Origin of the sequence: Nonomuraea spiralis (assembly GCF_014648435.1) — a bacterium.
In the GTDB taxonomy this organism is placed as follows: domain Bacteria; phylum Actinomycetota; class Actinomycetes; order Streptosporangiales; family Streptosporangiaceae; genus Nonomuraea; species Nonomuraea spiralis.
On record NZ_BMRC01000010.1, the window covers coordinates 308,267 to 330,275 of the forward strand.

Sequence of the window (22,009 nt, forward strand, 5' to 3'; positions counted from 1 at the left end):
AAACAGGACGCCGTCCCCGGCGATGCCATATCATGGGGAGCCATTGTGAATCGTACGGCGGTGACGGCATCGGCCGGCGCCGGTGCCCGCGCGATACGGTCCCGGACCAAAAAGGAATATGACGTCGTCCTCGGTGAGTGAGGTCTGGTCCCATGACTGCTTCCGGCCCCCGGCGTGGTCCCTTCGTCGGCGCCCGTCCCTTCGGCGAGCAGGACGGGGCCCTGTTCTTCGGACGGGACGCGGAGACCGCCGAGCTGGCGGACATGTGGCGGCACAACCGGCTGACGATCCTGCACGGCGCGGCCGGGGCCGGTAAGACCTCGCTGCTGCGCGCGGCCGTGATCCCCCTGCTGACCCGCGAGCGCGAGCGTGTGCTGCCCGTGGGCCTGGCCCGTTCGACCCGCGTCTGGCCCGCCGCGGCGCTGCCCGAGCACAACCCGTACGTGATGGCGCTGCTCTCCTCGTGGTCGGGCGGCAGCTCCCTGGCCAGTTTCGCGGGGTTGTCCGTGGGCGACTTCCTGCGCAGGCTCCGGCGCGACGACCGCTACGCCGGACCGGGGCCCACGCTGGCCGCCGTCGACCAGGCCGAGACGTTCCTGCGCCTGCCCGACCCGCATGAGCACCTCAGGGAGAGCTTCTTCGACGAGTTGTTCGGCTCGTTGTCCCAGCGGCCCGAGCTGCGCCTGCTGCTGTCGGTCCGCACCGACCAGCTCGACGAGCTGCGGCACGTGCTCAGACGTTACGCGGTCCGTGAGCCGCGGGAGCTGGCGCTGCCGCCGCTGACCCGGGAGCGCGCGGTCGAGGCGATGCGCCTGTCGGCCGAGTCCACGGGCGACGGCGCCGCCGCCGGCAAGGCCGGGGAACTGGTCGAGGAGATCCGTACGATCAGGGACGACACCGGCCGGGCCAGGCCGCCCGCCGACGAGGTCGATCCCCTGCTCCTCCAGGCCGCCGGGGCCCGGCTGTGGGGCGATCCGCCCGACCCCGGACGTTTCCTGCTCGCGGAGCTGGACACGGCGGTCGACCGGGCGCTGCGCGGATACTGCGCGGACGTCCTGGCCGGTGTCGCCGAGGACTACCTGTTACCCCCGGGCCGACTCATGTCCTGGTTCCGGCGCGACGTCCTGCGCGAGTACGGCAGGCTGCCGGGTCCCGTCGCCGACGTGGGCGCCGCCGTGCTGAACGCCCTGGAGGAGCGCTGCCTGATCAGCTCGGCCAAGCGCAACGGCCTGCCCGTGCACGTCCCCCGCCACCCCCGGATGCTGGCCCCGCTGCGGCAGCTCGACGCCGCCATGTGGCCGCAGTTCCCGCCCGATCCGGCGGCCCGGCTGCGTGCCGCGAAACGCGCCGGCGACGAGGGCGAGCCCGAGCGCGCCCGCAAGCTCGTGCGCGAGGCCGCCCAGACCTGCCCGCCGCAGGCGTTGCGGCTCCGGGCCGAGATCGACACGCTCTCCGGCAACATCGACTACGACCAGGGGCTGCTGGAGGAGAGCATCGAGCACTACCGCGCCGCGGCGCGGCTTCTCGAGGCCGTCGGCGACACCACGGCCGTCGGCTGGCTGATGACCGCGGTCGGGCGCGCCATCCTGGCCCAGGGCAGACCGGGCACGGCCGTCGAGCAGCTGCGCGCCGCGGTCGGCCGGGTGCCGGACGACCTCGTCGTGCAGACCGCGCTCGGCCAGGCCCTGTGGGAGGCCGGGCAGCCGGACGCCGCCCTCGCCGTGCTGAGCGACGTGCTCAACCGGGAGGCCGACACGCCCGAGGCCCGGCGCTCGCGCGGGGAGTTCCTGGCCGATCTGGGCGACGCCGAGTCGGCCCTGCGGGACATGGGTCAGTTGCGCGGCGGCAGACCGGCGCCCTCCACCAAGGCGGCCCGCGCGCTGGCGCTGGCCAGCCTGTCGCGTCCCGAGGCCGCCCACGGTTCCGGCGACGTGCTCGACGAGGCCGAGGAGGCGCTGAAGGAGGCCGAGGAGAGCGGGCCCGTGCTGTTGCGCGCGGCCCGCGTCCACAAGCTCACCGGTGACCTCACCAGGGCGACGGAGCTGGCCGACCGGGCCATGACGGCCCGCCGCCCGCCGCTCCCCGAGCACCAGCGGCGTACGGCCAGGAAGCTCCTGCGCGACTCGTGATGCCGGACACCGCCCTCGTGGCCCTCATCACCGGCGGATCGGCGGTGATGGCCGCGCTGTCGGGCGCCGGGTGGGCCGTGGTGACCGAACGAGTGAAGGCGAAGCAGTCCGCCAGGGCCGCCGCCGAGCAGCGCCGGGCCGACCGGGAGGACACCCGGGCCGAGACCCTGCGCACGGCGTTCGCCGACGCGCAGTCGGCGGTGCTGAGGTTCGGGCTCACCGTGAGCATCTCGCTCGACATGCGCAGCGACCGGGACGCCCGCCTCGACGGCGAGGACCTGCCCGGCCAGTTCCGGCAGGCGCGGGTGGAGTACCTCGCGGCGGCCGTGGCGGTCGAGCGGTTGTGGCCGCTGTGCCCGGAGAACGCGCGCGAGCACATCGAACAGCTGAGCGCGGCCGTCACCCGGGCGTTCAGCCATGCCCGCTCAGTCTCAAGCCCGGTTGTTGCTGGGGAGGAGGTGGAGACGGCTCTGCAACGGGCTCTGCGGGCTCTGAGCGAGCGGGTGTTCCCGCCGCCGCCCCCTTCCGTCCCCGACGGCGCGGCCGGCTGACGACCGCGCACGACAGGCGGCCCGGCTCGTGCCGGAGCGAGCTCACCATGAACGACAGGGCGACCGCCAGCAGGCCGACGCCCGCCGCCACGAGGCCGAGGGCGCCCACGGTGCCGAACTCGGCGATGACGTAGCCGCCGGCCAGCGCCCCCAGAGGTACGGCCCCGCCGGAGAAGAAGCGGCCCGCGCCGGTGACCCTGCCCAGCAGCTCCTTCGGCACCACGTCGGCCTGGTAGACCGCCAGCGCGACGTTGATGTGCGCGCCGGTGAACCCGATGCCGCCCCAGGCCAGCGGGAGCACGATGGCGACGTACAGGAGGCTGCCGTGGTCGACCAGGGCCACGGCCGTCGTCAGCCCCACCCACATCCACACGCACATCATGATCACGACCTGCGTGGACACCTTGTTCTGCAACCGCGGCGCGGTGAACGAGCCCAGGACGCCGCCGAACCCGGTGGCCGCGATGAGACAGCCGATGACCAGGCTCGGCAACCGCTGCTGATGGGCGAGCAGCATGAGGACGAGCCCGAGCGTCTGGAAGAAGAAGTTGGCCAGCGCGCAGACGAGCAGCACCCGTACCAGGAACCGCTCCTTGCGCAGGAAGGCGAAGCCGGCGCGCAGGTCGGCCGCCAGCCTCCGCGCCCGCAGCCGGTCCGCGTGGGGCGCGAGCCGGTCCTTGGCCATGCCCAGCAGCGCCAGCACCGACAGGAACGAGGCCAGCGCGTCGAGGGCGAAGGCCAGCGCCCGGTGCAGGTCGAACAGCAGGCCGCCGAGCGGGCGGCCGAGCAGCGCCGCCGCGTGCACGCGCGCCTCGTTCTTCGCCATCGCGCCCGGCAGGTGCTCGTGCGGGACGATCCGCGGCACCACAGTCGTCTCCGCGGTGGTGAAGAACACCAGGCAGACCCCCTGGGCCGCGGCGACCAGCGGCAGCACGACGTGCTCCGGCATGCTCGCGAACACGCCGACCGTCAGCAGCGTGGCGAGCAGGCCCCGGGCCAGCAGGCTGATGATCATGACGCGCCGGCGGTCCATGTAGTCGACCAGCGCGCCCACGGGGAGGGCCAGCAGGATCCTGGGCAGTGTGCCGGCCGCGGTGACCCAGCCGGCGAACACCGGCGAACCGGTCAGCGACAGGGCGAGCAGGGGCGCGGCGAGCATCGCGTTCATCGAGCCGAGCTGGGTGGTGGCCGAGGCGCCCCACAGGAGGTTGAAGTCACGCCGCCACGGGATGCGTCTCCCGCCGGCCGGGCCTTCGCCCGTGGTGCTGTCGGTCACCTCAATCGCTCCCAAGGCGTCCGGACACTGGGCACCAGGTGCGCTCGACTACCAGCCTGCCTCCTGGAAGACCGGTCACCCGCCGAACGGCCTTCGGACGGTGATCGTACCCGTAACCGCGCCGGGTCACGGGCGGAACGGCTTCCTCGGAACTGTCAAGGTTCATTTGACATCGGCAAACGCCGCCTGTGGTTGACAGGGGGGCCGGGCTGGTCTTCTCTGCAACGAGACGCGGGGCGGAGGGAGCCATCATGCGCGCTTTCGGGCGGTTCGTCGTCGGGCTGGTCCTGTGCGTGCCCCTGGCCGCCGTCCCGGTCGCGCCCGCCGTCGCCGCGGGGCCCGGGGTCGCCTCGCACTTCGGCGCGGCGCGCAAGGACTGCGTGGGTACGGCCGCGGGCAGGGCGTCCAAGGTCTGGTACACGGTCGCCGGCGGCGTGCTCTCCGACGTGTACGAGCCCACGATCGACAACACGAACGTCGAGACGATGCAGTTCGTGGTCACCGACGGCAGCACGTTCACCGAGCTCCAGGCCCGCGACACCACCTACCGGGTGGAGACCGGCCGCTCGGGGCTGAGCTGCACGGTCACCTCCACCAGCAGGGCCGGCCGCTACCGGCTGACCACCACCTACGTCACCGACCCCGGGAGCGACGCGGTCGTCGTACGGACCCGGCTGCAGCCACCCGGCCTGCGCCTGTACGTCCGGCTGGACGCGAGCGTGAACGGCAACGGCGGCGGCGGCGCGGCCAACGGCGGGGCCGACACCGGCACGGTGGACGCCGCCACCGGGGCTCCGGTGATCTCCGACACCGCCACCGTGACCTCCGCCCCGGAACGCGACTACGCCGTGCCCACCCACCTGGCGCTGCGTGCCGGGCGGCGGCTGCCGCAGGCCGCCGTCGGCTACGCGGGCACCCCGGGCGACGGGCTGGCGCAGCTCGACGCCGACCACGTGCTGACCCCGCAGAACAGCGCGCCGGACGGCAACGTGGTGGCCACCGCGCGGCTGCCGATCGACGCCTCGGGCTCGGTGACGTTCGCGCTCGGCTTCGGGCGCGACGCCGCCGCGGCGCTGCGCGTCGCGGGCCAGGCCGCGGCGCGGCCGTTCGAGTCCACCCGCGCCAGGTTCGAGGCGGGCTGGGCGGCCTACGACGCCGGGCTGCGCCGCCCGCCCGCCGGCCTGCCCGCCGACCTGGCCGGTTTCTACCGGCTGTCGGCGAACGTGCTGAAGGCCAGTGAGGACAAGACCTTCCCGGGCGCGGTCGTCGCCTCGCTGGCCAGTCCGTGGGGGCAGGCGGTCGGCGCGGGCGAGCTGCCCGGCGGCAGGCCGGTCTACTTCGGCTCCTACCGCGAGGTGTTCGCCCGCGACCTGTACGCCGCCTTCACCGGCTTCCTCACCGCCGGCGACCTGGCCACGGCCCGCGCCACCACCCGCTTCCTGCTGGAACGCCAGCAGCTCCCCGACGGCAGGCTGCCGCGCAACTCACTGCTCAACGGCCGGCTCGCGCCCGACTCCGGCGGCGACCAGCTCGACGAGACGGCCTACCCGATCCTCATGGCGTACCAGTCCGGGCTGGGCGGCGACACGAAGCTGTGGGAACACGTACGGGCGGCGGCCGACTTCCTGCTGGCGCACGGGCCGGCGTTCGGCGTGGAGCGGTGGGAGGAGCAGGCGGGCCACTCGCCGTCCACGATCGCGGCCGAGATCGCCGGGCTGGTCGCGGCGGGCGAGATCGCCGACCGGCAGGGCGACCGGGCCCGCGCCCGGCTGTACCGGGCCACCGCCGACCACTTCGCGCGCTCGGTCAAGGACTGGACGGTGACCACCACCGGCCCTTACGCCCCCCGCTACTTCCTGCGCCTGTCGCGCGGCGGCGACCCGGACGCGGCCGTGTCCTACGACCTGGGCAACGGCGGCCCCACCGAGGACCAGCGCCGGGTGGTGGACGCCGGCTTCCTGGAGCTGACCAGGCTCGGCGTCCTGCCCGCCGACGACCCGGACGTGCTGGCCGGCCTCGCGGTCGTCGACCGGGTGCTCAGGCGCACCACCGCGAGCGGCCCCGGCTGGTACCGGTACGGCTCGGCCACACCGGGCACCGAGGACGGCTACGGCGACTGCCACGAGCCCGACCCCACGTCGTGCGCGCCGTCCGGCAGGCCGTGGCCGACCGGGAACACCGGCTCGGGGCACGTGTGGCCGGTGCTGGCCGGGGAGCGGGCCGAGCAGGCGCTCCAGACGGGTGACCAGGCGACGGCGGCGTCGCTGCTGGCGGCCGTACGGGCGATGTCGTCGGGCACGGGGCTGGTGCCCGAGCAGGCTTGGGAGAACCCGGACCTGGCCGCGTCCCCGTACGGGAGCGATCCGGCGACCGCCTCGATCGGCTTCCGCGACGGCGGCCCGGCGGGCTCGGCCTCGCCGCTGACCTGGGCTCAGGCGCAGCTGGTACGGCTCGTGTCGTCGCTCGGCTCCCGCCGCCCGGCCGAACAGCCCGAGGCGGTGCGCGACCGCTACGCCGCGCACGGCATGCCGGGGGAAACCCCGCTCACCGTCACGGCCCCGGCCGACGGCTCGGCGGGCGCCGGGGACTCGGTCAGCGTCCGGGGGACGGCCGCGCCCGGGGCGTTTGTGGACGTGCAGGCAGCGCCCGTGGACGTCGGCGCGCCCGCCCGGGTCGTCTCGGTGCGCGCCGGGGCCGACGGCGCGTTCACGGCCGAAGCGCCGATCGTGTTCGGCGAGGTCGTGCTGACCGTCACCGCGACCTCGGGCGGCCGCACCGGGTACGCCCGGCGGTCGGTCGTCGGCGACGTCACCGGGACCACGGTGCTCGACGTCACCGACCCCGAGGGCGACGACGACGGCCCCGGGACCTACGCCTACCCGACGGCGGCCGACTTCCGTCCGGGGGCGTTCGACCTGCGCCGCTTCCAGGTGATCACCGACGCGAGCACCGTCTACCTGCGGGCCGGGCTGCGCGACCTGACTCCGACGTTCGGCAACCAGATGGGCGCGCAGCTCCTCGACGTCTACGTACGCGACCCGGCCGCCGCCGGGCGGTCGGCGCAGGCGGCCTTCCCGCAGCGCAACTACCGGATCGCCGAGGAGGACGCCTGGTCGCAGCGGGTCGAGGTGCAGGGCTTCGCCGCCCCGGTCTGGGCCGGCGCGGACGGGCGCGGGCTGAGCGGCGCGGCGGTGCGCGCGTCCGGCGCCACCCGGACGATCACCGTCGCCCTGCCCAGGGCGTCCTTCGGCACGCCGGGGCCGGGATGGCGGTTCGCGGTCGTGCTGACCGGCCAGGACGGCTACGCCGCCGACCAGGCCAGGGGGTTCGCGGCGACGCCGCAGCCGTACCGGTTCGGGGTGTGCGCGGAGGGCGGCGGCGCGCCGCTGTGCGCGGCCGATCCCGGCACGGTGCCCAAGGCACTCGACGTGCTCACCCCGGACGGGGTGTCGCAGGCCGACGAGCTGAACCCGCTGCTCGGGCCGGTCGCGGTGCGCGCGGTCACCGTCCCCTGACCCGCTCGGGCGGGCGGTCCGGGGTGTCGTGGGCCGGACCGCCCGGTGGTCAGGCGAAGCGTTCGATGGTGACCGGGATCAGGCCCTGGCCGCGGATGGCCTGCCGGTGGTGGTGGAGCAGGGCGCCGATGGCGGCGAGCGGTCCGGCGCTCAGGCGTACGGTGACGTCCAGGCACCAGGCGATGCCGGGGCCGATGCGCCGCAGCTCCCAGGTGAAGGTGTGCCCGGCCGCGGTCGCCGTGGCGGTGCCCGCGATCCTGGCCCGCGGGTTCGGCTCCGGCGGCTCCAGCCGCAGCACCGTGCGTACGTTGGCCAGCCCGCGTTCGCCGAGCTCGCCGGCGAACAGGATGCGGTAGCGCCGGGTCTGCGTGGAGCGCCCGCCGCTCAGGTCGAGCGGGGCCGCGGCGGGGAGCGCCTGGCGGTACTGGAAGAAGGCCCGCAGCCCGGCCTCCTCCGGCAGCGCGCCCCCGCCGAGCATCGAGTACGTGTCGCGGGCGTCCCGCCGGGTCACGGGCAGCACCCGTTCGCGCAGGGCGGGATCGGCGCGGATGGCCCGGCTGGATCCGGGCGACTCGCGCCACTCGCCGCACTCGGACGTCCATTCCGCGCAGTCGATGCCCGCGGCGGTGTAGTCGTCGCAGAGCACGAACTCCTCGACCAGGATGCCCAGGGGAGGTGTCCCGTGGCCGCGGTCTTGCGGGGCGGCGTAGATCAGGTAGTAGTCCAGGGGTAGGTCGGCGTCCATTGGCGACATGATCGTGGGACGGACCCTCCTGGGCAAGGCGACATCCTGATGTTCTCGCAGGTCCTGTGGTTCTGATGGCCGATCTTGCGTGAAGGGCGCGCCCCGGGAGGCGGTCAGCCGGTCGTGGGCCTGCCGGCGGCGCTGCCGGCCAGCCATTCGTCCCAGGACTTCGCCCAGGGCGTGGGGCCGTTGCCGAATTCGAGCTTGCGCGAGGTGCCCTTGACCTGGATGACGTCGCCGCGCTGGGTGAAGTCGTAGAACCAGCGGGCGTCGGCCGGACTGGCGTTGACGCAGCCGTGGCTGACGTTGGAGTTGCCCTGCGCGCCGGTGGACCAGGGCGCGGCGTGGAAGAAGGTGCCGCTGTAGGTCATCCGGACGTTCCACTTGGTCTTGATCCGGTACTCGCCCGGCTTCCCGATCGTGGCGGAGTCCATGACGGTCTCCGCTGCCTTCTCCTGGGCGATCATGGTGCCCGAGTAGCTGTCGTCGCCGGGTTTGCCCAGGCTGACGGGGATGGTCCGGACGACCTTGCCGCCCGCGGTGACGACGGCCTCGTGGTCGTCGGCGTCCACCTTGGTGACGTGCCGGGGGCCGACGGTGAAGGACAGGCTGCGGTCCTTGGTGCCCCACAGGCCCTGGCCCGCGCGCAGCCCGGCCAGATGGGCGACGACCTTGACCTTCTCCCCCACCGGCCAGTACTCGCGCGGCCTGAACTGCACCTCGCGGTCGCTCACCCAGCTCCACGCGCCCTCGACCGGCTCGGACATCTCCACGACCAGCGACCGTTCGACCGCCGCCCGGTCCCGCTTCGAGGTGACCGGCTGGGACAGCAGGAGCTGCACCGGCATCCCGACGCCGACCTTCTCGCCGTCCAGCGGCGACATGCCGCTCTGGAGCGCCCGTTGGGGCTTGAGGGTGGTGAAGGACGCCTGCCCGGTGACCGCCTTGCCGTCGGTGCCCGTGGCCTGCGCGCTCACCGTGTACGACGTCGCCGGCCGCAGCGGCCACCGGGGCCGCCAGGTGCCGTCGGCTGCCGCCGAGCCCGTCACCTGGCGTCCCTTGGCGTCGGCGACGGTCACCTTGGTGACCTTCCCGTCGGTCACCTTGACGCTGATCCCGGTGTCGGGGGCGACCTTCTTCGTGCCGTCGGCGGGCGTGATCGCGAGCTTGGCCACCGGGCCCTCGGCCTGCGGCGATCCGTCCTGAGATCGCGTGCCCCCGCCGGAGGTGCAGCCGGCGATCAGGAGCGCCGCGAGGGCGAGCGTGGTGCTGGTCCGGCCGTTCCGCATCCTCGATGCCTCCCGTGCCTGACAAGGCGTCAATTTCCAGATTAATCGGTCAGTGCTGTCACGTCTGGACACTTCTGCCCGTAGGGCATGGGAGAAACCTTCGTCCGCGGTTGGGGAGACGCGCGAACCATATGAGTGGATCTGGTGTCCAACTTTGTGGAACGGTCCTTGTGGGCCGTTCTCAGGGGAAGACGCACCGGGGGCGGTGCATGAGGGGGAACGTCATGAACAGCGCCGTGAGGCCGCGCCTGTACGGGATCGGGATGGCCGCGACGATGCTGGCCGTCACGGCCGCGCTCACGGGGGCCACGCCCGCCCGGCCCACGCCCTCCCCCACCCACCCCACGCCGTCGGCCTCCCCGGAACCCGACCGGCGGCCGGACCGGGACGACCGGGACAAGAACCGGGACAGGGACCGGGACGGGCGGCATGACCAGGGCGAGCCGTCGTCGAAGCCCGCCGACCCGGCCGAGAAGGCCGACTGCCGCCGGGTCAAGTGCGTGGCGCTCACGTTCGACGACGGGCCGGGGCCCTACACGAAGACGCTGCTGCGGCACCTGGCGAAGTACCGGGCCCGCGCCACGTTCTTCGTCGTCGGCCAGAACGTCGGCGCCTACCCGGACGTGGTGCGGCGCACGGCCGAGGCGGGGCACGAGATCGGCAACCACACCTGGTCCCACCCCGACCTGACCAAGTTGTCGCGGGCCGCGATCAAGTCCCAGCTCACCCGTACCGACGAGGCCGTGGAGTCGGCCGCGGGCGTCACGCCCGGCCTGGTACGCCCCCCGTACGGCGCGCTCGACCGCGACGTGCGGCGGCAGTCGCACCGGCCGCTGGTGTTGTGGAGCGTGGACACCCTCGACTGGCGCCACCGGGACAGCGCCCGGGTGGCCCGCGTCTCGCTCAAGCGGGTACGCCCCGGCAGCGTCGTGCTGTTCCACGACATCCACCCGACCACGGTGAAGGCCCTCCCGCGGGTGCTGAAGGGCCTGTCCGCCCGCGGCTACCGCTTCGTCACGGTCAGCGAGCTGTTCGGCGGCCGGCCGCCGGAGCTGGTCTACAACGCGCCGGCCCGACGGCTCTCGGGCGGCCCCAAGTAGCTGGGCAGGCGCCCGCCGGTGTCCACCACGAGCCGCTGCAGGACGACGGTCGGGTCCACCATCCAGAACTTCAGCACGTGCGGGCCGGGAGCCGTGATCGTGTGAACGGTCGTGGTCTCGTTGACGTTGTTCGAGGTGTTGCGCTCCCACTGGCGGTTCATGGTGGTGTCGTTCGCGCCGGTCACGGCCGTGACGTTCACCGTCTGCGGCGGCTGGTCGTCGATGGAGACGGCGTAGCTCAGCCCGTCGGACGGCAACACGTTGTTGCGCGGTGACAGCAGCGCCGACACCTTGACCTCACCGGGCGTGAACACCGTCATCGTGTACTCCAGCCGGGGGCTGCCCCCGCCGGGCGTCACGCGCGGGGCGGTCACCTGGAGCGGGGTCACGCCGTCGGAGCTGCGGCCGAGGTCGGGGATGGTCCGCCAGGCGCCCACGGCCCGGCCGTAGTGCGCGGCGTCGATCGTGACCTGGCCGCCCGCCTCGACGAACCCCTTGACCGGGCCGGCCGGGTTGTCCACGACGGCCTTGACGGTCACGCGCGCCCCGCCCGGCCCGGTGACGGTGACGGGCACCTCGGTCCTGCCCTTCGGGGCACGGGCGAAGTCCACCCGTACGGCGGCGCGCACCTGCTTGCCGACCCGGCCCGCCGAGGGGCTGACCGAGAGCCACGGCCGCGCCGCGGTGATCGTGTAGTCGAAGGGGGTGCCACCCCGGTTGAACACCTCGATGTACTGCCCCGGATAGGTCTGGTACGGGCTGAACGCCGGAAGCACCGCCTCCTCCCGCGCCTGCGGCCACCACTGGTCCGAGCCGTCGATCGCCACGCCCATGTCGGCGCCCTCCGGCACGCCGGCGCGTACGAGGGGCGGGTAGAAGGCGTCCGGCAGGGCGACGTTGTCCTTCTCCGGCTGCTGCCAGGGCGCGTTGGGGCCGTACCGCTCGACGTCGCCGTAGCCGATCTTGGGCTGGAGCTGGAAGTCCTTCCACTTGCCGCCCGCGATCGCGCCGTAGCGGGCGTTCAGTGCCTGGTCGTCGTCGAAGCGCCGCTGGGCCAGGTCGGCCAGGTCGTTCGCGGCGGCCCGGCCCTGCCTGGCGTACAGCAGGTTGGTGAACTGGGCGGCGCGCAGGGCGTAGAGGTTGGCCGTGGCCTGCACCTGGTAGTCCACGAGCTCGAAGTAGGCGTCGCCGTACGCCGCGGGCAGGGCGGCCCGGACGCGATCGGCCCGCTCGGCCAGACGCCGCCACTCGGCCGTGACCCGGTCCATCTCCTGGTAGCTCGTCAGGCTGAACGGCGTGTCCCGGTCGTCGTAGGTGACCTTGGTGGGGTCGGCCGGGTCCACGGTGATGCGGCGGTTGAGCAGTTCGGGCTTGCGGCGGGCCTGGAGGGTGCCGTAGTCGTGCAGGATGGCGGCGATCTCGGCGGCCTGCTCGGGGCCGAAGTTCTGGGCCGCGTACGCGCGTTCCCAGTCGCCCAGCCGCTCGATCGGCAGGCGGCCGGGGTCCCAGGCGTAGTCGAGGAAGAACTGCAGCGGCAGTTCCTCGTTCTTCATGTCGCCGACGTTGACCACCCACAGGCGGTCCACGCCGTACCGGTAGGCCAGGTCGAGCTGCTCCCACGTGCCGGCCAGGTTGATCGTGTCGGCCCACTTGTAGTTGCGGCCGCCGCCCACGTAGTCGAAGTGGTAGTACATGCCGTAGCCGCCGGCGCGCTCCGGCAGCGACTGGTCGGGCAGCTTGCGCATGTTGCCCCAGTTGTCGTCGCTGAAGACGACCGTCACGTCGTCGGGCGGGCGCAGCCCCTCGTCCCAGTAGCGCTGCACCTCCTTGTAGAGCGTCTGCACCTGAGGGATGCTCTCCAGGGCCTCGCCGCTCTCCTTCGCCAGGATCTCGCGCTGGGCGGCCAGGATGCTCCGCATCAGCTCGATGCCGTCGCCGTCGGGCAGGCTCACGTCGCCGTTGCCGCGCATGCCGAGCGTGACGACGCCCTCGAAGCCCTGCTCGCGCATCCTGCGGATGCCCTCGGCCCAGTACTTCTTGATGGCCTCGCCGTTGCGGCGGAAGCTCCACTCGCCGGTCCCGCCGTACGGGTCGTGGCCGGGGGTGACGATGTTGCCGTCGGCGTCGCGTACGGCGGCGACGGCGTGCCGGTTCCACTCCTCGATGCCGCGCATCATCGGGGCCTCGTGGGAGGTGCCCATGACGACGCCGTACCGGGAGGCGATCCGGTGGTTGTCGGGGTCGTCCTCGGCGAAGGCCCGGCCCCACACGGCCGGCCACAGGTAGTTGGCCTTGAGCCGGAGCATGACCTCGAAGACCTTGGCGTAGAACTGGCCGTTGAAGCCGCCCGGGTAGCCCGCGGCCTTGCCGGGGCCGAAGAACTTCGGCGCCCAGGTGCCCAGGTTCGGGTTCTCGTCGTTGATGAAGAAGCCGCGGTAGCGCACCTTGGGGGTGCCCTGGGTGTGGCGGCCGGGCAGCACGTGCAGCGCGTCGCGGTGGCGGGCGGGCACGTCGTCCCACCAGTACCAGGGCGAGACGCCGATCTCCCGCGAGACGTCGTACGCGCCGTAGATCGTGCCCCGCTGGTCGCTTCCGGCGATCACGAACGCGCGGCGCACGCCCGGCAGCGGGTTCTGCACCACCTGCTCCAGCGAGGTCTCCCATTTGCCCGCGATGCCGGACACGTCGAGCTTGCCCGCCCGGATCAGGCCGTCGATGAGCGGGCTGCGGCCGATCGTGCCGACGAGGACGACCTCGTCCTGCCGGGGCGGCCGGTCGGTGGCGAGGGCGGGCCGTACGCCGGTGACCCGCTCGATGTCGTCCCGCAGGTCGTCGGCGACGCGGACGACGCCCTCGTGATCGGCCGCGCTGACCACGATCGGCGCCGCCCGTCCGGAGGCGACCAGCGGGAACCTGCCGGGGCCCGGCGTGAAGGCGATGTACCCGGCCTTGCCGGGCGGCGGCGCGGGGGCGGCGGCGCGGGCGGGCGGCCCGGTGATCGAGACGGCCGCGGCGGCGACGGCCACGGAGAGCAGGAGGCGCGCGAACGGGCTGGATCTTCTCATGTCACGTTCTCCGGGAGGGTGCGGGGACGCGCGAGCAGCCGACCGAAAGTTTCGGACATCACGGGAAATTTTCGGATACAGGCATGCGGATGTTAGAACGAACGCCCACACCCGGTCAATGACCCGGTGGAGCCCGCCCGGCATTGACTGATAATCGTTTGGACCCATACATTTTCGTTCATCCTGTTCCCGGCAGAAGGGCCGACCATGTCAGATCCGGCGGACCTGATCCTGATCAACGGTGACGTGCTGACGCTCGACGAGACGTTCGCCACCGAACAAGCGGTGGCCGTACGAGGGAACAGGATCCTCGCCACCGGGACCAGCACGGCGATCGGGGCACTGGCCGGACCGGGCACGCGGGTGATCGACCTGGCCGGCCGTACCGTGCTGCCCGGGATCAACGACTCCCACCTGCACGGCGCGGCGTGGGCGCTGAACAGGCCGCCGTTCGCGCTGAACGTGGGCCATCCGGCGGTCGCCTCCATCGCCGACATCGCCGCCGCGGTACGCCGCGCGCCCGGCGACGGCTGGCTCACCGGACTCGGCTGGGACATCGGCTACCTGGCCGAGTGCCGGGCCGACCCCGGCCGCCGCCCGCACCGGCGCGACCTGGACGCCGCCGCCCCCGACCGGCCGGTCTGCCTGACCGACTTCTCCGGCCACATGATGTGGGTCAACTCCAGGGCCCTGGAGCTGGCCGGCATCGGCCCCGGCACGGCCGCGCCGCCGGGCGGCGTGATCGAGACCGACGGGCGCGGCGAGCCCACCGGCATCCTGAAGGAGGCCGCGCAGTCGCTGGTCCAGCGGCTGATCCCGCCGCCGACAGTGGCCCAGCGCAAGGAGGCCGTCCGGGCGGCCGTGGCGGCGCTGCACGCCCAGGGCATCACCAGCTACACCGAGCCGGGCCTCGGGCCGGGGGGCGCGGACGTCCTCGGCGGCGCGCTCGGCACCGACACGTTGCGGGCCTACGCCGAGCTGGCCGCCGAGGGCGCGCTGGACGCCCGCGTACGGGTGCTGCTGCTGCCGGCCCCCATGGGCGGCGGCGCGGCCGACGTGACCCGGGGGCTGGCCGAGCTGGCCGGGATCGTGCCCGGCGGGCTGGACCCCGAACGCCTGGCCGTGATCGGGGTCAAGATCTTCGCCGACGGCGTGCCGCCGAACGAGACCGCGTGGATGCACGACCCGTACCCGGGCGGCGGCGGGCACGGCGCGCTGTGCGTGCACGGCGACGGCCCGGCCCGGCAGCAGGCCGAGCTGGCCGAGATGATCCGCCTCGCGCACGAGGCCGGCCACCAGCTCGGCGTGCACGTCACCGGCGACCGGGCGATCGACGCCGTGGTGGCCGCGTTCACCGCCGCCGACGAGGCCGTCCCGCGCCCGGACGCCCGCCACTACCTGATCCACGCCGACTTCGCCTCTCCCCGCAGCCTGGCCGCCCTGGCCGCGCGCGGCTACGGCGTCAACATGAACCCCGCCATCGAGTGGGCCACCGCCGACCTGATGGACGAGGTCGTCGGCAAGGAACGCTCGGACTACCAGTGGCCCGTGCGCACCGCCCACGAGGCCGGGATCGCGGTCTGCGCGAGCTCCGACGCCCCGATCACCGAGCCGGACTGGCGGCGGGCCGTGGCCGCGATGATGTTGCGCGAGTCGCGGGCGAGCGGCCGGGCCAGCGGGCCGGAGCAGTGCGTGCCGCTGGAGGTGGCGCTGCGCGCCTACACCGTCAACGCCGCCCGGCAGGACTTCGCCGAGACGTGGAAGGGCACCCTGCGGCCCGGCATGGCCGCCGACCTGTGCGTGCTCGGCGGCGACCTGCGGGCGGCCGATCCGCACGACCTCCCGGACCTGCCGATCGACCTGACGGTCTTCGACGGCCGGATCGTCCACGAGCGAGGTGCACGATGACCCACGAGGAGTGGCTGGACCGGGCCGCGGCGGTGCGGCTCCCGTCCGCGCATCACATCGACGGCGCCGACGAGCCCGGCGGCGGCGCGGCCTTCCCGGTGCGCTCGCCGCGCGACGGCCGGGTGCTGATCGAGGTCGCCGACGCGGGCGAGGCGGAGGTCGCGCTCGCGGTGTCGGCCGCGCGGCGGGCGTTCGACTCCGGGCCGTGGCCGCGGATGGCGCCCGCCGAGCGCGGGCGGGCGCTGGTGCGGCTGGCGTCCCTGATCGAGGAACGGCGCGAGCACCTGGCGCTGCTCATCAGCCTGGAGATGGGCAAGCCGATCACCGACGCGCACGACATCGAGCTGCGCGCCGCGATCACCACCTTCCGCTGGTACGGCGAGCTGGCCGGCAAGCTCACCGACGAGGCCCCGCACGTGCCCGCCGACGCCCTGGCCCTGGTCACCCGCGAGCCCGCCGGGGTCGTCGGCGCGGTCGTGCCGTGGAACTTCCCGCTCACGCTGGCCTCCTGGAAGGTGGCCCCCGCCCTGGCCGCGGGCTGCACGGTCGTGCTGAAGCCGTCGGAGTCGTCGCCGCTGTCGGCCCTGGAGCTGGGCCGGCTGGCCACCCGGGCCGGGCTGCCGCCGGGCGTGCTGAACGTCGTCGCCGGCGACGGGCCCACCGCCGGGCGGGCGCTCGGCCTGCACCCCGGCGTGGACGTGCTGGCCTTCACCGGCTCCACCGCCGTCGGGCGGCACTTCCTGCGGTACTCGGCCGACTCCAACCTCAAGCGGGTGTGGCTGGAGCTGGGCGGCAAGTCGCCCAACATCATCCTGCCGGACGCCCCCGACCTGGAGGCCGCCGCCGCCACCGCCGCCTGGGGCATCTTCTTCAACCAGGGCGAGATGTGCACGGCGCCCTCCCGCCTGCTGGTCCACCGGTCGGTCGCCGACCGGGTGACGGAGGCCGTGGTCGCCCGCGCCCGTACGCTGCGGGTCGGCGATCCTCTCGACCCGGCCACGGAGATGGGCGCCCTGGTCGGCGAGGCCCACCTGGAACGGGTGCGCGGCCACGTCGAGGCCGGGCTCGCCGAGGGCGCGCGGCTGCGTACGGGCGGCGGCCGGATCCTGGCCGGCAGCGGCGGCGCGTACCTCGAACCGACCGTCTTCGACCGGGTGGACCCCGGCGCCCGGCTGGCCAGGGAGGAGATCTTCGGCCCGGTGTTGTCCGTGCTGGCCTTCGACGACGTGGAGGAGGCCGTACGCCTGGCCAACGACACCGAGTACGGCCTCGCTGCCGGGCTGTGGACCTCCGACCTGGGCACCGCCCACCGCGTCGCCCGCGCGCTGAAGGCGGGCACCGTCTGGGTCAACTGCTACGAGGAGGGCGACCTGACCGTGCCCTTCGGCGGCATGCGGCAGTCGGGCAACGGCCGCGACAAGTCGGCGCACGCGCTGGAGAAGTACACCGAGCTCAAGACCACCTGGATCCAGTTGTGAGACCCCTGATCGCGATCCCCGCCCGCTTCTCCGCCTCCGCCTCGGCCCTGCGATACGCGGCCGAGGTGAGCGCCCGCGCCCTGGTGGAGGCCGTGTGGCGGGCGGGCGGCGAGCCGGCCACGATCCACCCCGCCGGGGACGACGTGGCGGGGAGGCTGTCCAGGTTCGACGGCCTCCTCCTGCCGGGCGGCGGCGACGTGGCCCCCCACCGGTACGGCGCCGCCGACACCCACGAGGACGTCTACGACGTGGACGACGAGCAGGACGCCTTCGACCTGGCCCTCGCCCGCCACGCGCTGGCCGCCGGGCTGCCCACACTGGCGGTCTGCCGCGGCCTCCAGGTCGTCAACGTGGCCCTCGGCGGCACCCTGGAACAGGACATGGGCGGCCCCGAGGGCGGCCACCGGCACGTCGTGCACCCGGTGTCGCTGCGCCCCGGCTCCCTCCTGGAACAGGTGACGGGGACGCAGAAGGTGGAGGCCTCCTGCTTCCACCACCAGCGCGTCGACCGGCTCGGCGGCGGCCTGTCCCCCGCCGCGTACGCCGCCGACGGGACGGTGGAGGCCCTGGAGCACGACGGCCTGCCCGGCTGGTTCACCGCCGTGCAGTGGCATCCGGAGGACACCGCCCACCGCGACCCGGCTCAGCAGTCCCTGTTCGACGCGCTCGTCCGCGAGTCGGGGCATGATGGCTCGCATGATCCGCGCCGCCGTCCCTGACGACCTGCCCGCACTCCACGACCTCGCCGTCGCCTTCTACGCCGAGGACGGCTTCACCACCCCGGCCCGCACGCTGAAGGACAACCTCGCCACACTGATCGCCTCGCCCACGGCCCGGGTCGCGGTCAGCGAGAGCGACGGCGCGCTGGTCGCGTTCGGGATCACCACGACCACGTTCGGGCTGGAGAAGGGGCTGTGCGCCGAGCTGGAGGACCTGTACGTCACACCCCGGGCGCGGCGGCGCGGCGAGGCCGAACGGCTGATCGAGGACAGCCGCCGGTGGGCCGCCGGCCAGGGGTGCACGGCCCTGGAGATCGTGATCGCCCCGAACGGCGCCGACGTGGGCCACCTGTTCGCCTACTACGGCGGGCGCGGCTTCCGCGACGAGGGCCGCCGCATCCTCAGTCACCCTCTGTGAGCCGCCGGCGGCGTCCGCTGCGGCGCGGGGCCGGCGGCGCGCCGTCGAGCAGGGCCAGCCTGCGCCGCTCGCCGCCGGTCTCGACCTGCCTGACGATCCGGCGCAGCGCGTCGGCGGTCGTCAGGCACTCGGCCGGGGTGAGCTGCCCGGCGACGAACGCCTCCTCGGCGTTGAACGCCGGGAACAGCCTCCGCATCAGCGTCTCGCCCTCCGGCGTGAGCCTGAGCAGCACCAGGCGGCCATTACCCGGATGGGGGACGCGGGCGACCAGGCCGCGCGACTCCAGCGTGCGCGCGACCCCGGTCAGCGTGCCCTTGGAGACGCCCGCCTCCTCGGCCACCTGGCGCGACTCCGGCTCGCCCCAGATCCAGATGACCCAGAGCACCACGAACCCGGTCCAGGTCAGGTCGGCGCCGCGCAGGACGGTGTTCTCCAGATGCTGGCGCACGGCCGCCGCGGCGCGGTGGATGTTCGCCACGACGGCCATCTGCTCGCGCAGCACGGGGATGCCGCCGAGCTTGGCCTCGACCAGCTTCTCGGTCTCGGTGATGGAACGGTGGTCCGCCACTGCCTGCTCTCCTTCGCGGTCATGACCGGCGCGGCGGGCGGATGCCCCGGAACTCCCAGTCGCCGCCGAGCGCGGTCGAGCGCACCTCCTCCGACTCCGTCGGCTGCGCGCCGACGTCGGCCCGGATCGGCACCGGCCCGGTCACGACGTGGTTCGTCAGCCGGCCGAGCCCCTCGGCCTCGACCTCGACCACGTCGCCCGGCCGGACCGGCCGCGAGCCCGCCGGGGTGCCCGACAGCAGAACGTCGCCGGGGAAGAGGGTGATCGTCCTGGCGATGTCGGCGACCAGGTAGTGCATGTCCCAGGTCATCTCGTCGGTGTTGCCGTCCTGGACCACCTCGCCGTTGACGTACGTCCGCAGGTGTTTGCCGCGGAAGTCCCAGTCGGTCACCAGTCCGGGGCCGAGCGGGCAGAGCGTGTCGGAGCCCTTCACCCGCAGCATCGACCCGGCGTCGGTGTCGCGGAAGTCGTGCAGCCCGAAGTCGTTGGCCACGGTGTAGCCCGCGATGTGCTCCGCGGCATCCTCGGGCGCGACGTTCCGGCAGGTACGGCCGATGACGATGGCGATCTCGCCCTCGTAGTTGAGCCACTTGCAGCCCTCCGGGCGCACGACCGCGCCCCGGTGGGAGTTGAGCGCGGAGGTGGGCTTGTGGAAGTAGGTCGGCGCGTCGGGCAGCCGGGTGCGGAACTCCTCGACCCGGCTGCGGTGGTTGAGGTGCACCGCGATGATCTTCGTGGGGGCGACCGGCGGCAGGTGCGCGGCCTCGTCGATCGCGACGCGGCGGCCGTCCCCTGCGACGAGCGCGTCCCCTTCGCGGACGGTCTCGGTGACGGCGCCGTCGAGGAGGATGCGGCGGTACTCAGGCATGGGCGTTCTCCTGTCGGGGGGCGGTCCAGCCGCCGGACGGGCGGTCGAACCACATCAGGGCCTGGCCGGTGCCGACGGAGTTCTCGTACTCGCCGTACTGGCGGGCGGGGGCTGTGCAGCGCTCCTCGCCGAGGGCTCCGGCCAGCATGATGTAGTGGTAGAAGCGGGCCTCGGGCTTGTGCGCCCAGAACTCCGGCATCGTGCGCAGGACCTCGTCGTGGCGCCCCTGCCTGAACCATTCGATGCGCTGCCGGTCGGCCGCGGCGGCCTCTGGGGTGAAGATGTGGCGCGGGTCGCTGGACTCGTGGTCGCGCAGCTCGCGCAGCGGCCAGAACGTGTGCGACAGCGCGCCGGAGGCGATCACCAGCACCCGGCGGTCGGTGGCCGCGACGCCGTCGGCCAGCGCGCGGCCGAGCCGCAGGTGGTCCTCCATGTCGCCGGTCTGGCACACGCCGATGCTCACCCAGCGCTTGGCGGGCAGGCCCTCGCCGAGGTACTTCCACAGGTTGGTGGTGGCGTAGTAGATCGGCAGGTACTCGTCGTCGATCGGGGTGATCCAGGTGCCGTGCTTCCCGGCGAAGGAGGCCACGTTGCGGGCCAGTTCGGGGTCGCCGGGGAAGTCGTACGGCATCCGGCACATGCCGCGCGGCAGCTCCTCGGAGGTGAACAGCCCGGCCCGGCGCGGCTGGGCGGCGACCACGAACTCGACCGTGGTGGCCCAGTGGGAGTCCAGCACCACGACGGTGTCGTAGTCGTCGCGTTCGAAGACGTCCCGGCGCAGCTCGCGCAGGCCGGTGACGAGGGTGATCTCCTTGCCCTCGTTCAGCTCCAGCCGGGTCGGCTCGGGCAGCACGATGGTGGGGACGTGCGCCAGCAGGCCCGCCCCGACGATCTCACCCATGGTCGCTCCAGCCCTTCGGCGCGGTGACGGTGTTCTTCAGGTCGCAGTAGAAGTCGAAGCTCCAGGTGCCGCCCTCGCGGCCGACGCCGGACTCGCGGGAGCCGCCGAAGGGCGCTCGCAGGTCGCGTACGAAGAAGCAGTTGACCCAGACCGTGCCCGCGACCAGCCGCTCGGTGACCCGGCGGGCACGCTCGCGGTCACCGGTCGCGACCGTGGCGGCCAGGCCGAAGCGGGTGTCGTTGGCCATCCGCACGGCCTCCTCCTCGGTGTCGAACGTCTGGAGCGTGAGCACCGGGCCGAAGACCTCCTCCTGCACGATCTCGCTGTCCTGGGCCACGTCCGTGAGCAGGGTGGGCCGGTAGTACAGGCCGTCGCCGCGTTCGCCCCCGACGACGGCGCGCGCCCCCGCCGCCAGGGCCCGCCGGACGAACCCGTCGATCTTGTCCACCTGGCGTGGATGGATGTTGGGGCCGACGTCGGTGGCCTCCTCGCGCGGGTCGCCCTGGACCAGGGCGGCGGCGCGCTCGGTGAAGCGCCGGGTGAACTCCTCGGCGATCGGCGACTCGACCAGCAGCCGGGTGGCGGCCAGGCAGACCTGCCCGGCGTTGTCGTACTGCTCGACGGCCAGGTCGACGGCCAGGTCGAGGTCGGCGTCGGCGAAGACCAGCAACGGCGACTTGCCGCCCAGTTCCAGGCTGAGCGGGGTGAGGTTGGCGGCGGCCGAACGGGCGATGCGCCGCGCGGTCGGCACCGACCCGGTGAAGCTGATCCGGCGGATGCCGGGGTGCTCGACCAGGGCGGCCCCGGCCTCGGCCCCGAGCCCCTGGACGACGTTGAGCACGCCGTCCGGCAGCCCGGCGGCGGCGGCGATGTCGGCCAGCAGGGAGGCGGTCAGCGGCGACCACTCGGCGGGCTTGAGCACCACGGTGTCGCCGGCGGCCAGCGCGGGGGCGATCTTCCAGGTGGCCAGCATGAGGGGCGCGTTCCAGGGGGTGATCAGGGCGCAGGGGCCGGCCGGGTCCCAGGAGACGTGGTTGGCGTGGCCGCGGGTGTCGAAGTCGTCGTGGCCGAGGCTCTCCAGCCAGTCGGCGAAGAAGCGGAAGTTGTGCGCGACGCGGGGCATGACGCCGCGGCGGTGCGAGCGCAGCAGTGCGCCGTTGTCGGCGGTCTCGACGGCGGCCAGCTCCTCCAGCCGCTTCTCGACGCCCTCGGCGATCGCCCGCAGCACGGCGGCGCGTCCGGCGCGCGGGGTGGCGGCCCAGCCGGGGAAGGCGTCCTGGGCGGCGGTGACGGCGGCGTCCACCTCGGCCTGGCCGCCGCGGGCGATCTCGCCGAGCGCGCTCCCGTCGATGGGCGAGAGGTCGGTGAACGTGCGCGCGGAGGCGGCGCGCCGGCCGCCGATCCAGTGGCGGGTGTCGACGGCGACCCCGGCGACGGTGATCTGGCCGGTGATCTGTTCGGACATGTCGGGTGCTTCCA

15 protein-coding genes are annotated in these 22,009 nt (G+C 73.8%); 7 read left to right on the forward strand and 8 right to left on the reverse strand.

Annotated elements, in window-relative coordinates:
* Positions 1 to 152: 152 nt before the first annotated feature.
* Entirely contained in the window at positions 153 to 2,129 is a 1,977-nt protein-coding gene (locus IEZ27_RS25925; protein ID WP_189649612.1) for an nSTAND1 domain-containing NTPase, read from the forward strand.
* 411 nt (positions 2,130 to 2,540) lie between these two features.
* On the opposite strand, the gene IEZ27_RS25930 is transcribed toward IEZ27_RS25925, so the two are convergent.
* Entirely contained in the window at positions 2,541 to 3,956 is a 1,416-nt protein-coding gene (locus tag IEZ27_RS25930) for an MFS transporter (RefSeq protein ID WP_189649613.1), read from the reverse strand.
* A 251-nt stretch (positions 3,957 to 4,207) separates the two neighbouring features.
* On the opposite strand from IEZ27_RS25930, the gene IEZ27_RS25935 reads away from it, so the two are divergent.
* Positions 4,208 to 7,471 (forward strand): glucodextranase DOMON-like domain-containing protein, encoded by a 3,264-nt coding sequence (locus tag IEZ27_RS25935; RefSeq protein ID WP_189649614.1) that lies wholly within the window; start codon positions 4,208 to 4,210, stop codon positions 7,469 to 7,471.
* Between the two features lie 49 nt (positions 7,472 to 7,520).
* On the opposite strand, the gene IEZ27_RS25940 is transcribed toward IEZ27_RS25935, so the two are convergent.
* Both IEZ27_RS25940 and IEZ27_RS25945 read right to left on the reverse strand, forming a co-directional pair.
* The gene (locus IEZ27_RS25940) at positions 7,521 to 8,216 is read right to left on the reverse strand and encodes a hypothetical protein (protein ID WP_189649615.1); all 696 of its coding nucleotides are present in this window, start codon (positions 8,214 to 8,216) and stop codon (positions 7,521 to 7,523) included.
* 113 nt (positions 8,217 to 8,329) lie between these two features.
* Positions 8,330 to 9,505 (reverse strand): L,D-transpeptidase, encoded by a 1,176-nt coding sequence (locus IEZ27_RS25945; RefSeq protein ID WP_189649616.1) that lies wholly within the window; start codon positions 9,503 to 9,505, stop codon positions 8,330 to 8,332.
* A 224-nt stretch (positions 9,506 to 9,729) separates the two neighbouring features.
* Here IEZ27_RS25945 and IEZ27_RS25950 point away from each other — a divergent pair, with 224 nt between their 5' ends.
* Complete coding sequence (locus tag IEZ27_RS25950; protein ID WP_229824327.1) at positions 9,730 to 10,605, forward strand: polysaccharide deacetylase family protein; 876 nt, start codon at positions 9,730 to 9,732, stop codon at positions 10,603 to 10,605.
* On the opposite strand, the gene IEZ27_RS25955 is transcribed toward IEZ27_RS25950, so the two are convergent.
* On the reverse strand, positions 10,563 to 13,670 hold the full coding sequence (locus IEZ27_RS25955) for a glycosyl hydrolase 115 family protein (protein WP_189649617.1): 3,108 nt from the start codon (positions 13,668 to 13,670) through the stop codon (positions 10,563 to 10,565). The genes IEZ27_RS25950 and IEZ27_RS25955 overlap by 43 nt on opposite strands.
* A 207-nt stretch (positions 13,671 to 13,877) precedes the next feature.
* On the opposite strand from IEZ27_RS25955, the gene IEZ27_RS25960 reads away from it, so the two are divergent.
* The 4 genes from IEZ27_RS25960 to IEZ27_RS25975 are packed head-to-tail and all read left to right on the forward strand — an operon-like array spanning position 13,878 to position 18,193.
* Positions 13,878 to 15,578 carry an amidohydrolase gene (locus tag IEZ27_RS25960; protein ID WP_189649618.1) on the forward strand — a complete coding sequence of 567 codons (1,701 nt, stop codon included), beginning with the start codon at positions 13,878 to 13,880 and terminating at the stop codon, positions 15,576 to 15,578.
* The gene (locus IEZ27_RS25965) at positions 15,575 to 17,056 is read left to right on the forward strand and encodes an aldehyde dehydrogenase (protein WP_189649619.1); all 1,482 of its coding nucleotides are present in this window, start codon (positions 15,575 to 15,577) and stop codon (positions 17,054 to 17,056) included. Before IEZ27_RS25960 ends, IEZ27_RS25965 begins: the two co-directional genes overlap by 4 nt.
* The gene (locus IEZ27_RS25970; protein ID WP_229824328.1) at positions 17,053 to 17,775 is read left to right on the forward strand and encodes a gamma-glutamyl-gamma-aminobutyrate hydrolase family protein; all 723 of its coding nucleotides are present in this window, start codon (positions 17,053 to 17,055) and stop codon (positions 17,773 to 17,775) included. The genes IEZ27_RS25965 and IEZ27_RS25970 overlap by 4 nt, the downstream gene beginning before the upstream one ends.
* Positions 17,753 to 18,193, forward strand: a complete 441-nt coding sequence (locus IEZ27_RS25975) for a GNAT family N-acetyltransferase (RefSeq protein ID WP_229824329.1) — start codon at positions 17,753 to 17,755, stop codon at positions 18,191 to 18,193. Before IEZ27_RS25970 ends, IEZ27_RS25975 begins: the two co-directional genes overlap by 23 nt.
* On the opposite strand, the gene IEZ27_RS25980 is transcribed toward IEZ27_RS25975, so the two are convergent.
* The 4 genes from IEZ27_RS25980 to IEZ27_RS25995 are packed head-to-tail and all read right to left on the reverse strand — an operon-like array spanning position 18,177 to position 21,995.
* Entirely contained in the window at positions 18,177 to 18,761 is a 585-nt protein-coding gene (locus IEZ27_RS25980) for a MarR family winged helix-turn-helix transcriptional regulator (RefSeq protein WP_189649621.1), read from the reverse strand. The two genes, IEZ27_RS25975 and IEZ27_RS25980, sit on opposite strands and share 17 nt — an antisense overlap.
* Before the next feature lie 19 nt (positions 18,762 to 18,780).
* Positions 18,781 to 19,629, reverse strand: coding sequence for a fumarylacetoacetate hydrolase family protein (locus IEZ27_RS25985; protein WP_189649622.1), 849 nt, complete (start codon positions 19,627 to 19,629; stop codon positions 18,781 to 18,783).
* Positions 19,622 to 20,530 carry a 3,4-dihydroxyphenylacetate 2,3-dioxygenase gene (locus tag IEZ27_RS25990; RefSeq protein WP_189649623.1) on the reverse strand — a complete coding sequence of 303 codons (909 nt, stop codon included), beginning with the start codon at positions 20,528 to 20,530 and terminating at the stop codon, positions 19,622 to 19,624. The genes IEZ27_RS25985 and IEZ27_RS25990 overlap by 8 nt, the downstream gene beginning before the upstream one ends.
* Entirely contained in the window at positions 20,523 to 21,995 is a 1,473-nt protein-coding gene (locus IEZ27_RS25995; RefSeq protein ID WP_189649624.1) for an aldehyde dehydrogenase, read from the reverse strand. Before IEZ27_RS25995 ends, IEZ27_RS25990 begins: the two co-directional genes overlap by 8 nt.
* Positions 21,996 to 22,009: the final 14 nt, after the last annotated feature.

Coding starts and splice junctions, on each gene's coding strand:
- IEZ27_RS25925 (WP_189649612.1), top strand. CDS start 153: ATGACTGCTTCCGGCCCCCGGCGTGGTCCCTTCGTCGGCGCCCGTCCC.
- IEZ27_RS25960 (WP_189649618.1), top strand. CDS start 13,878: ATGTCAGATCCGGCGGACCTGATCCTGATCAACGGTGACGTGCTGACG.
- IEZ27_RS25955 (WP_189649617.1), bottom strand. CDS start 13,670: ATGAGAAGATCCAGCCCGTTCGCGCGCCTCCTGCTCTCCGTGGCCGTC.
- IEZ27_RS25985 (WP_189649622.1), bottom strand. CDS start 19,629: ATGCCTGAGTACCGCCGCATCCTCCTCGACGGCGCCGTCACCGAGACC.
- IEZ27_RS25940 (WP_189649615.1), bottom strand. CDS start 8,216: ATGGACGCCGACCTACCCCTGGACTACTACCTGATCTACGCCGCCCCG.
- IEZ27_RS25975 (WP_229824329.1), top strand. CDS start 17,753: ATGATCCGCGCCGCCGTCCCTGACGACCTGCCCGCACTCCACGACCTC.
- IEZ27_RS25995 (WP_189649624.1), bottom strand. CDS start 21,995: ATGTCCGAACAGATCACCGGCCAGATCACCGTCGCCGGGGTCGCCGTC.
- IEZ27_RS25965 (WP_189649619.1), top strand. CDS start 15,575: ATGACCCACGAGGAGTGGCTGGACCGGGCCGCGGCGGTGCGGCTCCCG.
- IEZ27_RS25990 (WP_189649623.1), bottom strand. CDS start 20,530: ATGGGTGAGATCGTCGGGGCGGGCCTGCTGGCGCACGTCCCCACCATC.
- IEZ27_RS25945 (WP_189649616.1), bottom strand. CDS start 9,505: ATGCGGAACGGCCGGACCAGCACCACGCTCGCCCTCGCGGCGCTCCTG.
- IEZ27_RS25950 (WP_229824327.1), top strand. CDS start 9,730: ATGAACAGCGCCGTGAGGCCGCGCCTGTACGGGATCGGGATGGCCGCG.
- IEZ27_RS25935 (WP_189649614.1), top strand. CDS start 4,208: ATGCGCGCTTTCGGGCGGTTCGTCGTCGGGCTGGTCCTGTGCGTGCCC.